The sequence below is a fragment of the Maribellus sp. YY47 genome (assembly GCF_023111095.1).
Lineage (GTDB): Bacteria > Bacteroidota > Bacteroidia > Bacteroidales > Prolixibacteraceae > Draconibacterium.
Genome location: NZ_JALGYW010000006.1, coordinates 52,844 through 66,350, shown reverse-complemented (window position 1 = coordinate 66,350; position 13,507 = coordinate 52,844). Strand labels below are relative to the sequence as shown.

General features: G+C 44.4%; 6 protein-coding genes. 5 read left to right on the top strand and 1 reads right to left on the bottom strand.

Translation table 11 applies throughout. The annotated features are described in order from the left end of the window. The first annotated feature begins 7 nt into the window (after window positions 1–7). Window positions 8–3,430 (top strand): efflux RND transporter permease subunit, encoded by a 3,423-nt coding sequence (locus MR764_RS06280; protein WP_247978553.1) that lies wholly within the window; start codon window positions 8–10, stop codon window positions 3,428–3,430. An 86-nt stretch (window positions 3,431–3,516) separates the two neighbouring features. On the opposite strand, the gene MR764_RS06275 is transcribed toward MR764_RS06280, so the two are convergent. Next, on the bottom strand, window positions 3,517–4,947 hold the full coding sequence (locus MR764_RS06275; protein ID WP_247978552.1) for a transporter substrate-binding domain-containing protein: 1,431 nt from the start codon (window positions 4,945–4,947) through the stop codon (window positions 3,517–3,519). 255 nt (window positions 4,948–5,202) lie between these two features. On the opposite strand from MR764_RS06275, the gene MR764_RS06270 reads away from it, so the two are divergent. The 4 genes from MR764_RS06270 (at window position 5,203) to MR764_RS06255 (ending at window position 12,998) form a co-directional block, all read left to right on the top strand. Continuing rightward, window positions 5,203–7,299, top strand: a complete 2,097-nt coding sequence (locus MR764_RS06270) for a HAMP domain-containing sensor histidine kinase (protein WP_247978551.1) — start codon at window positions 5,203–5,205, stop codon at window positions 7,297–7,299. Window positions 7,300–7,515: 216 nt separating this feature from the next. Further along, window positions 7,516–9,945 carry a glycoside hydrolase family 2 TIM barrel-domain containing protein gene (locus tag MR764_RS06265; RefSeq protein ID WP_247978550.1) on the top strand — a complete coding sequence of 810 codons (2,430 nt, stop codon included), beginning with the start codon at window positions 7,516–7,518 and terminating at the stop codon, window positions 9,943–9,945. 23 nt (window positions 9,946–9,968) lie between these two features. Continuing rightward, window positions 9,969–11,399 (top strand): arylsulfatase, encoded by a 1,431-nt coding sequence (locus tag MR764_RS06260; protein ID WP_247978549.1) that lies wholly within the window; start codon window positions 9,969–9,971, stop codon window positions 11,397–11,399. Window positions 11,400–11,405: 6 nt separating this feature from the next. Further along, window positions 11,406–12,998 (top strand): sulfatase, encoded by a 1,593-nt coding sequence (locus tag MR764_RS06255; protein WP_247978548.1) that lies wholly within the window; start codon window positions 11,406–11,408, stop codon window positions 12,996–12,998. The last annotated feature ends 509 nt before the right edge of the window (window positions 12,999–13,507 follow it).

Here is a 13,507-nt window from a genome sequence, read left to right as displayed (position 1 = left end):
TATTCAAATGGAGAAAGAAAAACACGCATTAAAAGACGAAATAACGCGGAAGTTCAAACCAACTTATCTTGCGTTAAAGAATAAAACCACCATCTACATTTTCACTTTTTTGCTGGTGTTCTTTGGTATTTTTTCGTACCAGCAGATGCCGCGCGAAGCGATGCCCGAGATTGTGGTTCCGTATATTTTTATACAGACCCTGTACCCGGGAAACTCCCCGGTTGATATTGAAAACCTTTGTACCCGCCCCATCGAAAAGGAGCTGAAAGGGCTGAAAGGCGTAAAGAAGGTCTCATCGGCTTCGTTTCAGGATGTAAGTACCATCATGGTGGAATTCAACACCAATGTTACCATCAAGCAGGCACTTCAGGACACTAAAGACCGCGTTGACAAAGCAAAATCGGAGTTACCCGACGATTTGCCAAGTGATCCGTATGTAACCGATTTTGACCTCTCGGAATTCCCGATTATGAACGTCAACATTTCGGGGGAATTCAGTATGCGGGAGCTAAAAAAATACGCCGAGTTACTTCAGGATGAATTTGAAAGCTACCGCGAAGTTTCAGAAGCCAACATACGCGGCGTTGAAGAAAGAGAAATCCAGATTGAAATCGATCCCTACAAACTCGACGCCACCGAACTTACTTTTGAAGATGTTTCGCTGGCCATTCAACTGGAGAACGTTACCATGGGGGCCGGGCAGTTTACCGCTGACGAAATCAGGCGTACCATTCGCACCGAGGCGAACTACACCGACATGAACCAGATCCGGAACACCATCATTAAAGTAAACAATGGCAAACCCGTTTATATCCGCGACATTGCAACGGTAACCGATGGCTACAAGGAACAAAGCACGATCGCCCGTCTCGACAACAAACCGGTTGTAACGCTTTCCATCACGAAAAAATCAGGCGAAAACATTTTGTCGGCATCTGAAAACATTTTCAAGGGGATTGAAACACTGAAAGAAAGCGGCCGCATTCCCAAAAACCTTGATGTAATTGTCACCGACGACATGACCACTTACATTGAAGACACCATCTCCAATCTCGAAAACAGCATTATTCTGGGGATGATCCTGGTGACCTTTGTCCTCTTCCTTTTCTTAGGATTCAGAAACGCACTTTTTGCAGGTTTGGCTATTCCGCTCTCGATGTTCCTGTCGTTTGTGATATTGCAGCAGTCGGGCGTTACGCTAAACTCGATGGTGTTGTATGGACTAATACTGGCCCTGGGGATGCTGGTGGATAATGCCATAGTTGTAGTTGAGAACGTCTACAGGCTTTACAGCCTGGGATATTCGCTAATGAGTGCAACCAAAAGAGGGGTGAGCGAAATTGCATTCCCGATCATTTCATCGACATTAACAACGCTGGCTGCGTTTTTTCCGCTGCTTGCCTGGGAAGGAATGGTAGGTGAGTTTATGGCCATTTTACCTCGTACCTTGATCGTGGTACTTGCCTCGTCCTTGTTTGTTGCCTTGATTCTTAATCCTCCCTTCATCGCCAATTTTATGAAGATTGAGGATATCATGCAAAAAGTCAATCACAAAAAAATACTAAGAAACGCCGGAATTTTTGCGGTAATCGCTGTAGTGTTTTATGTGCTGAAAATCTATTTGCTAGGCAACCTGGCAATTACAGTCGCCTTCTTAATGGCGCTTAACCTTGTTGCATTGCGACCACTGGCACGCTGGTTTCAGACTAAATTCCTGGTTTGGCTCGAAAATGTTTATACCCGTCAGCTGCGTCATGCGCTTACAGGTCGCTGGCCCTACATTTATCTGGGAGGAACAGTGCTGCTTTTGTTCTTTTCCATGGGATTTTATTTTGGAGGAAACCCAAAGATGGTTTTTTTCCCAGAAACCGATCCCAGCACCATTTTTGTCACCATGGAACTGCCGCTCGGAACTTCGATTGAAAAAACCGATGAAGTGTCACGACAGGTGGAAGGCATCATTAAAGAAACCATTGAACCGTTTAAGGGCATTCTAAAATCGGTAACCACCAACGTGGGAGTAGGTAAAGGCGGGATGTTCGAAAACGACTCGAGCCCAAACAAATCACTTACTTCAGTTTCGTTTGTAGAGTACAAAAAGCGAGAAGGAATCAACACCAGCAAAATCATGCAGGAAATCAGCAAAAAACTTGATGGTTTTGTTGGCGCCAAAATCTATGTCGAGAAAAACGATGACGGCCCACCAACCGGAGCACCCATCAACATAGATGTTTCGGGAGATGAATTTAATCAGCTCATAAAAATAACGGATGATTTTATTCGCCTGATTGAAGCCGATAATATTCCGGGAATTGATGAATTGAAACTCAACATCAATGTAAACCAGCCGGAAATGCTGATTGAAGTGGACCGTGAGCAAGCCCGTTTGTATGAACTTTCGACACAGGAAATTGCCCTGGCCTTCAGAAATGCTCTGTATGGTTACGAAGCCAGTAAATTCAAAGACGGAGAAGATGAATACGACATATTTGTGCGTTTAGCCGAGGCATATCGCAATGACGTTTCAACCTTAATGAACCAACGAATTAAAGTAAACGAACACAGCGTCCCCATTTCATCGGTAGCAAGTTTTAAGTATGCCACTACCTATGATAAAATCAGCCGCATCGATTTTAAACGCGAAATCACCATATCATCCGGAGTGGTCGAAGGATACAATGCCAACGAAATCAATGCCCGTATTGCACAGATACTGGAAGACTATCAGATGCCGGAAGGTTATACCTATGCGTTTACCGGTGAACAACAGGAACAAGCCGAAAGTATGCAATTCCTGGTGTTTGCCTTATTGATTGCCATTGCTTTGATCATGATCATCATGGTAACACAGTTTAACTCGTTTATCCGCCCGGCAATTATTATTGCCACCGTTATTTTCAGTACCATCGGGGTATTTCTTGGACTGGGAATCTTCCAGATGGAGTTTGTGGTGATCATGACCGGGATTGGTATCATCTCGCTGGCCGGCATCGTGGTCAACAACGGTATTGTACTGATCGACTATATCGATCTGACCCGACAACGAAAACGCGAAGAATTGGGCTTACCTGAAGATGCATTTTTACCAAAAGATGTACAACGTGAAGCGCTGGTTGAAGCCGGACGTACCCGTTTACGACCGGTATTACTGACGGCAATTACCACTGTTCTTGGATTGCTGCCTTTGGCTATCGGACTTAACTTCGACTTCTTTTCGTTGTACACACATTTCGATCCTCAGATTTCGGTAGGTGGGGAAAGCGTAGCCTTCTGGGGCCCCATGTCGTGGACGGTTGTATTTGGATTAACTTTTGCAACCATACTTACCCTGATCATCTCACCGGTGATGTATATGATCACCATCCGGATCAATTATACCCTTCGGAAATGGACCGGAAATCTTCCCGAACAACACCCAACAAAAGAATAACAAATAGCTATACAACAGAAAAGCGGAGATTACCTCTCCGCTTTTTTTATTCAAATTATTGTTCCTGACCAATAGAATAAATCGGTTTATTCAAGAAATAATACATAATTCTCAAACCGGTCAAAAACTTCTTTTACGTATGTATAGGGTTCCACACCACGAACATACCCGTATTTAACCACCCGCTTGTTGTAATTTTCAGGATAACTCAGTTTCAGCATTGTCTCCTCCACATTTTTATCCCAAACTTTTGGATCGAGCTTTTCCAAAATGGCCAGATTACGCGCATCTTCCACATGACCGTAGCCACAATTATACGCCGCCATGGTAAATTTTATGCGTTGAATGGAGTCGGGAATTTCTTCAAAACGATCCCACAATATTTTTAGAATTTTGGTAGCAGCTTCAATGCTCTGTTCCGGATTGGCCCGGTCTTTCACCCCAAACCGTTCGGCAGTGGCAGGCATCAGTTGCATCAATCCTTTCGCACCGGCCCACGACTCGAGGTTCGGATTAAACTTCGATTCCTGAAAAACCATCGAAGCCATTAAACGCCAATCCCACCCCAAGGTGTCAGCGCTGGCCTGAATCAATTCGTCGTAAACACTTACGCGGTTGTTGTTCAAACTGTAAAAATCACTGTTTTCACGACTTCTGAAATCGCGTTCGTTTTTAAAATACTTGTTATAAATGGCATAATAAGCCACTCCGTCTTTCATGGTTTTGATCCACTCGTTTAACGCTTTTTCCAACTCTTTACTTTGGGGTCGCAGCGCCCAGGCCATGCGTTGCGAAAAACTTATGGGTACACGAATATCCAGTTCGGGGTAATAGGACGCGTTAATACTCGCAATATTATTGTCGGCAACGGTGTACTTTATTTCACCATTGGCCACCATTTCAATAATCTTGTCGGTAGATAAATCGCCGGGTAAAGTATCAATATGGATTTCCCCTCCAATCTCCTCACTCAAATTGGCCAACCGGGCAAAATAAGAAGTATTAGCGCTAACCGACACCGTGTCTCCAATTAACTCAATGGCATCGTGAACCAGCGAGGCCTGCACCTCGCTCCACTTCATTTTCCGGTAATTTTCGGGTTTTCGCTGCACCAACACCTGGTGTGTGAGATAAAGATAATCGGAGAAGGTGACTTTTTTCTTCCTTTCGTTAGTAACGGTCAGACCGTGAGCAATCAAATCCACATTCCCTTCACCCAGTTGGTAAAACATGGTGTCGATATTATTCGACACACTAATATTGACCTCAACGCCAAGATGTTTTGCAAAGCGCTTTAGGAGTTCATATTCGTACCCCATTGGCTGGCCCTTGTACAAAAAATAACTGGTGCCACTATAGGATGTAATTACATTAAGCACACCGTCATCAAGGATTTGGGGCAAGTCGTGTTTTAATTTTATTTCTCTCTCCTTCTCAGCTTTCCTGTCGCGAAAAAGCCCACAAGAAGTAAAAACAATGAGCGTTATAAAAAGCAGATAGCGAAGCTGTTTTCCCATATAAATTTACAGTTTGCTTTCTTTTACAGACTACAAGGTAAAAAAAGTTTAGTTCTTTATAAATACCACAAAAGAATATAGGCCATATTCCACATCAATCGGTAAGCTACCAAATTATTGCCCGAATTAAATTCTTTCTGTAAAAACGCAAAAATAACAATGTTATTTGAACTCTATTTATATTGGTTATAATCGTAAGTCATCGCTTCCTGTATTTTTACGATTTTGTTATATTTGGCCGAAATACATGACTAAATGAAAATTAAATATATACACGCGACACAGTTCCTTTTTTTCTGTTTGGCTGTGCTATTTAGTTTTTCATCATTTGCCTTTACCGAAAAGATCGACTCACTAAAAACTGTATGCCGTACCGAAACCGATACCAGCAAACTGATCGATAATTACAATTCATTGGCGGGTTATTTTGCATTTTCAAGTCATGACAGCTCGTTGTTTTACGCAGAAAAAGCATTAAATCTGGCCCAACAAACCGGATATACCAAGGGAGAAGGAGTTGCATTATTTCGAATCAGCTACAGTTACGACCTAACCGGAAACTGGAAACAGGCCATCACAAATCTTGAAAAAGCCATTGTTATTTTTGAAGAGATAAAAGACACTACTTTTCTGGTTGCCAGCTATTTGAATCTTGGTCTTTTGTATTCCTATGGTTCCGACTTCGTAAAAGGACTCGAATATACCATCATCGCTAAAAATCTTTCTGAAAACCAAAACTACGAAAGCGCCGGGTTAACAGAAGCTTACACCAACATTGGCTGGTATTATGAATACATAAAAGATTACCGAAGCGCTTACCGCTACTACATGAAGGCGCTGAATGTTGCCGAACGGCTAAACCAGGAAGACAACATTGCAGTGCTGTCAACCGGCTTGTGTTATGTCAATATAAAACTTAAAAACCTGGACGAGGCGCTGAACAACCTGGAAAGAACCTTGAAGTTGTTACCCGAAATGAAAGACCCGCATATGGAAACATATGCGATCATTTTATCTGCCTATTATTACCTCGAAACCGACAACCTGGACGAAGCTGAAACAAATATCGAGCAAGCAGAAAAGATGGTCAAAAAGCAAAACTTTGAGCGCCTTAAGGCTGAAGTAGTCTACCTCCATGGAAGCCTGGCCTTAAAACAAAAAAACTATGCTGAAGCCCTGACTTATTTTGACACGGCACTGAAATATTGTGAAAAGCTGGACCGGCACGACCTTGACACCGACATTTTTAGCGAGAAAACAAAAGCGCTGGCCGAACTTGGGCGGTACAAAGAAGCCTACCAGATGCAACACCTCGAAGAAAAAACGAACCAGTTGCTGCAACCCAATAAAATTGCACAGGTACTGGGTGAATTCGAACATCAGGAACTCGTAAAAGAACAGCAGCAACAAAATCAGCTGCATGCAAAATTAGCCGAAGAGAAAAACAGACACGATAGATTCAAAAGCCGTATTCAATTTTATTTTGCAGCACTTGCTGCAGTATTGCTCGTAATTGTGGTTATTATCCTGGCCTACTACCTCTGGCTGAGAAAAAAACATGCAGCGGTATTAAACGAAAACTACAAAACCATTAACAAACAGAAGATTTTACTGGAAAGAAACCTGAAACAGCTGGAAGAAGATGAAAAGAAACTAAAAGAGCTTAACGCTACCAAAGATAAGTTTTTCTCCATCATTGCGCACGATCTGAAAAATCCGTTCAACGTGCTGATCGGAATTTCCGACCTGCTGCGCACCAACAGCGACATCAAAAATTCCAAAGACTTTGAAACATTGATAGAAGGGATGTTTCAAACCGCTACTTCCGGCTACAATCTACTCGAGAATCTCCTCGAATGGTCGCGTACGCAAACCGGGAACCTCCAGTTTGATCCACAGCCGTTTTATATCAACAAAGTACTGTCGACCAACGAAATTCTTTTTAAAGAAGCCGCCAAGTCAAAAAACCTGACGATAAACTGGCCATCAAACCGCGAAATGGTAGTGGCCGATTTTAACATGGTGAATTTTATATTTCGCAACCTACTGAACAATGCCATCAAATTCTCTTACGAAGGAGATACAATCGACGTATCGGTCTCGGCAAATGGGAAAATGCTGGAATGCAGCATCCGCGATCATGGAATGGGAATGGATGAAAACACCCTGCAAAAGTTATTCAAAGTAGAATATTCGATTCAGAAAGACGGAACCGCCAATGAAAAAGGAACCGGCCTTGGTTTGATTCTTTGCAAAGAGTTTGTTGAAAAAAACGGAGGAGAAATTCGGGTGAGCAGCACACCGGGAGAGGGCAGTCTTTTTTCTTTTAGCCTGCCGCTTAAACGCGCCTGAGAACTTGCGTCTCAGCCTTTCCCGCGTTGATCGGGATAAGACGTTTCCTCTTAATGAAATAGTGCAATCGGAAGATAGTTTCACGGAAAGTTCCCATATTTGCCATTAATCAATTTCGTACCGAAATTTTAATCGGTGAATATCCGTTCCACTATTTGTTTTTGAAAACGAAACGTTCAAAATTGAAATAAAACCAAAACTAAAACGAATCATCCAATGAAACCAATAATATACTTTTTTGCTATCATCTGCCTGCTTTCTGCATGTGCCACTGATCAAGCCACCCGTAAAGTTTACACGCTTGATGAAGGTTGGAAATTCATCAACCAGGATATTGAAAACGGCCAGGCCGCAGGGTTGAATACCGACGACTGGGAAACAGTGAGAATTCCGCACGATTGGGCAATCAAAGGTCCCTTCGATAAGGAAATCGACAAACAAACCGTTCAAATTGAGCAAAATCAGGAAAAAACAGCCACCGAAAAAACCGGAAGAACAGGTGCTCTGCCATATATCGGCGTAGGCTGGTATCGCAATAGTTTCGAAGTCCCCGAATTACAAAAAGGGAATAAAGTATTGCTGGTTTTCGACGGAGCCATGGCCGAACCGCAAGTGTTTGTTAACGGAAACAAAGTGGGCGAGTGGAAGTACGGCTACGCCTATTTCTATTTCGATATTACGCAGTTCCTCCATCCAGGCACAGAAAATCTTTTGGCGGTGCGACTCGAAAATCAGGGAGAATCTTCCCGATGGTATCCCGGAGCAGGCTTGTACCGCAAAGTTCAGCTCATTGTAAAAAACGACACCAGCTTTAAGCAATGGGGCACTTTTATCACCACTCCTTTTGTGTCGGAAGACCATGCACAAGTGAATATCACCTCTGAAATTGACGGCAAGGATATTAAAGTGGTTACCGAAATCAGGGACGAAGACGGGAAAATGGTTGCTTCAGCCAGTTCCGAACAGCTATTTGGCAACAAGACCGCGCAAAACCTGGCCGTCACCCAACCCAAAATATGGGACACCGAAACTCCTCACCTGTATTACGCTTCCATGAAGCTTTACTCGGGAAGCCAACTAAAAGACGAACAAACGATTCGCTTTGGAATACGCGATGTAAAATACGAACGCGGCAAAGGACTAATATTAAACGGCAAAGCCACCAAGTTTAAAGGAGTCTGCCTTCATCACGACCTGGGACCGTTGGGTGCCGCGGTTAACAAAGCTGCACTAAAACGCCAGCTCACGATTTTAAAGGACATGGGCTGCAATGCCATGCGTTCGTCACACAACATGCCGTCACTCGAACAGCTCGAGCTTTGCGACGAAATGGGATTTTTGTTCCTCGCTGAAAGTTTTGATGAATGGAAACGCCCAAAAGTAAAAAACGGCTACCATCGCTTTTTTGATGAATATGCCGAAAAAGATGTGGTAAACCTGGTTCGCGCAACGCGTAATCACCCTTGTATTGTTATGTGGAGTGCCGGCAACGAAGTCCCCGACCAATGGGGAAACGAAGGAATAAAACGGGGAAAATGGCTTCAGGATATTTTTCATCGCGAAGACCCTACCCGACCGGTTACCGTGGGGATGGACCAGGTGGCCAACACCTTGAAAAACGGTTTTGGCGCCATTTGGGATATTCCCGGGTTAAACTATCGCCTGCCGCTTTACAACGAAGCTTACGAACGTTTCCCGCAAGGATTTATTCTGGGTTCCGAAACCGCATCCACGGTTAGTTCACGTGGAGTATACAAATTCCCGGTGGAAGAATTAAAGCAAAAAACCTATCCCGACGGTCAATGTTCGTCGTACGACCTCGAAGCCTGCTGGTGGTCAAATATTCCAGATGAGGATTTCTATTGGCAGGACGACTTTGATTGGGTAATCGGAGAGTTTGTCTGGACAGGTTTCGACTATCTGGGCGAACCCACTCCCTATGATGAATACTGGCCATCGAGAAGTTCATACTTCGGAATCTGTGATCTGGCCGGGCTTCCCAAAGACCGATACTACCTTTATCGCAGCCGATGGAACACCAAAGAACCCACCCTTCATGTCCTGCCGCACTGGAACTGGGAAGGCCGCGAAGGCGAAACAATTCCTGTTTTCGCATACACCAGTTACAACAGTGCCGAGTTATTTGTAAACGGCAAAAGCATGGGCGTACAACATAAAAACAAAGACTCCCTTCTTAAGCGGAATCGGCTGATGTGGAGGGATGTAAAATACGAACCGGGAACAATAAAAGTAGTAGCACTTGATGATTCCGGGAAACCGGCATTGGAAAAGGAAATACACACTGCCGGAGCGCCTCATCACCTCGTATTGGAAGCCGACAGAAAGGAGATTGCTGCAGATGGAATGGATCTCAGCTATGTTACCGTTTCGATAGTTGATAAAGATGGAAACCTTTGCCCGAATGCCGGAAACCCACTTCATTTTAAGGTAAGCGGAGCCGGAAAATACAAAGTGGCATGTAACGGCGATGCCACATCCTTAGAGATGTTTCACCTGCCAACGATGAAAGCTTTCAACGGAAAATTGGTGGTAACCGTTCAGTCGCTGGAAGAAGCCGGAGCCATCACCCTTGAGGTAACAGGTGAGAACCTGGAAACGGGAACTGTTGAATTAAAATCGATATAAATTCAACTATAATTTTCAAAAAAATGCAAAAGTCAATCCTGTTCATTTTTCTGATTTCAGTTTTCCTGAATTCGTGCACAACCCAAACCAGACCAGAAAGTTCAGAGGTAACAAAACCTAATATTGTTTACATTTTGGCCGATGATCTGGGTTGGGGAGATTTGAGCTGCTATGGTCAAACACATTTTCAGACTCCCAATATTGATCAGCTTGCAGAATCGGGAATGCAGTTTACCCAACATTACGCAGGCTGTACGGTTTGCGCACCTTCTCGTTCTTCGTTAATGACAGGACAAACCACCGGGCACACATTCATCCGGGGCAACAAAGAATGGAAACCGGAGGGGCAATACCCCATGCAAGCCGACGCAATTACCATGGCTGAAGCCTTAAAAAATGACGGATACGTAACTGGCGCATTCGGTAAATGGGGACTCGGTTATCCCGGCTCCGAAGGAGATCCGAACATGCAGGGTTTTGATGAATTTTTCGGATACAATTGCCAAAGAATGGGGCACAACTATTATCCCTATCACCTTTGGCACAATCAGGAGAAAGTAATACTCGAAGGAAATGCCGGTAAACAAACCAAGGAATATGCGCCTGAAGTCATTCACAAACAAGCGCTAAAGTTCCTGGACGACAACAAAGACAAGCCTTTCTTTATGTATTATCCCTCTATTATTCCTCATGCAGAACTGTTTGCCACGGAAGAATACATCGCAAAATTCAGGGGAAAATTTGATCCCGAAAAAAATTTCAAGGGCGTGGATGACGGAGATAATTACAAAGTAGGAGGATATGGCTCGCAACCTGAGGCCCATGCGGCTTTCGCTGCCATGGTTGATTACCTCGATATGCAGGTAGGCGAGATTATTGCCAAGCTCAAAGAACTGGGAGTTTACGACAATACACTCATCATTTTCACCTCCGACAACGGCCCACACATGGAAGGTGGCGCCGATCCGGACTTCTTTAACTCCAACGGACCTTTTAAAGGCTACAAACGTGATTTGTATGAAGGAGGAATCCGTGTCCCGATGATTGCCGTTTGGGGCAATAAAATTAAAGCCGGAAGCAAAAGCGATCACATTTCAGCCTTTTGGGATGTATTTCCTACCGTGGGTGAATTAACCGGAGCCGAGGTTCCTGAAAACATCGATGGCATATCATTCCTGCCCACCCTTCTTGGCAAAGATCAAAAAGAACACGATTATCTTTATTGGGAATTCCACGAAATGGGAGGCCGGAAAGCTCTCCGACAAGGCGATTGGAAGCTTATACATTACAATGTCAATCATCCCGAAAAAATGACCACTGAGCTCTACAATCTGGCAAGTGATCCGGGAGAAGAAAACAACGTAGCAGCTGATCACCCGGAGGTGGTTCAGGAACTCGAAGCGCTGATGGAAAATGCCCGTACGCCTTCTGAAGTATTCCCGTTTCAAAAATAAAATGCGATGATACTAAGAAATTCATACTGGAAAACGGGAATTGGGATACTGATAACGACACTCTCGCTCATTTCCTGTTCACACCAAACACCGGAAAAAGCAAAACCCAATGTGTTGTTTATTCTGGCCGATGACTATGGCTATCACGATTTGAGCGTAACCGGAAGTAAATTTTACGAAACGCCCAATATCGACCGGATTGCCAATGAAGGTATGATTTTCACCGATGGATATGCTGCCTGCCAGGTTTGCAGTCCGTCGAGAGCCAGCATCATGACGGGGAAATTTACCGCACGCCATGGAATTACCGACTGGATTGGCGCACCTACAGGAGAAGACTGGAGAAATGCAGGACGTTCCAATCAATTGCTTCCTCCGGAGTACAATCACGCTTTAAACAAAGACTACATAACTTTACCTGAAGCCATGAAAGAAGCCGGATACAGAACCTTTTTTGCAGGAAAATGGCATCTGGGCGACAAGGGCTCGTGGCCCGAAGACCATGGCTTTGACATCAACAAGGGGGGCTGGGACAAAGGAAGCCCGATTGGCGGCTACTTTGCCCCGTGGACCAACCCCAACCTCGAAAACGGCCCCGACGGAGAAAACCTGACGATGCGACTGGCAAAAGAAACAGCTAATTTTATCAGAAGTAACCGCGACACTTCCTTTTTTGCCTTCCTCTCATTCTACGCCGTTCACGGACCGATTCAAACTACGCAGGAAAAGTGGGCCAAGTACCGTCAGAAAGCCGAAGATTTGGGTATTGCTGAAAGTGGATTCGAAATGGGCCATTTCTTCCCGATCCGGCAGATTCAAGACAATCCGGTTTATGCCGGTTTAGTTGAATCGATGGACGACGCAGTTGGCTATGTGCTGAATACACTCGATGAACTGGGGCTTTCAGAAAACACCATCGTAATTTTTACCTCTGACAACGGAGGAGTCGCTGCCGGCGATGCTTTCGCTACCTCAAACCTGCCGCTTCGTGCAGGCAAAGGCTACCAGTTTGAAGGCGGAATCCGCGAACCTTATTTTATAAAAGTCCCGGGAATGGGCAACGGGCAAACATGCAACACTCCCGTTAGCGGAACCGATTTTTACCCTACCCTCCTCGAACTTGCCGGAGCAGATCTTAAGCCCGAAGAACATACCGATGGCGTGAGTTTGCTCCCTTTGTTAAAAGGAGAAAGCATTGCCGAACGGGCGCTCATCTGGCACTACCCACACTACGGAAACCAGGGAGGAGAACCGTCGTCGATTATTAGAAAGGGCGACTGGAAACTGATCCATTATTACGAAGACGGGCACGAAGAACTTTACAATCTGAAGGATGACAAGGCTGAAACCAGCGATGTTTCCGCCGACCATCCCGGGCTGGTTAAACAATTGAATGAAGAGCTTTTCGTTCAGTTGAATGAGATGGGAGCCAAATACCCTTCGCGCGACCCGGAGTGGACGGCAGAAAAGGGAGAGCAATACCTGCAACAGGTTATCAAAAAGCGATGGCCTCAGCTCGAAAAACAACGCCTCGAATTCTTGTCGCCTGATTTTAATCCGGGAAATAATTGGTGGGGAAGCAGAATTATTAACGACTAAAAGACATATACTTCTCTGAAAATTTCAAGCGTGACTTTCAGCGTTTTTTACCTCCAGGGTAGAATCATCATCTTTCGTCAGATGATCATGATCTTCCATAAGATTGTTGAGGATGGACGAATTATTAATTTAGGCGGTTACCATAACGAAGAGTTTCGTTGTCAACTGTGGGCCGTCCGAAGTTTCGAAGGCCAGGGGCGGCCTCTTTATCGCTTGTCTTATACAGGCCGGTGTACATACCTCCTCAAGGATAAGGTGAACAGAGCCAGTTAAAAATTGAAACGATAAACGGGATTAATCGTGCTGTGGTTTTTAACTAATGTCTAAATTATGAAAAATATTCAGGAGTCGCAAGCTGTTCCGGAACATCTGATTACCTGTTCGCTTTCACCTAGAAAGCTCGCCTGAGAATAAAGGAAATCCTCGATCAAATAGAAATTTATACATTCGCTCAGATCGAACTCACATTATATTAAGTATATTTAGGTGCCTGCTATATTTTGCACAAC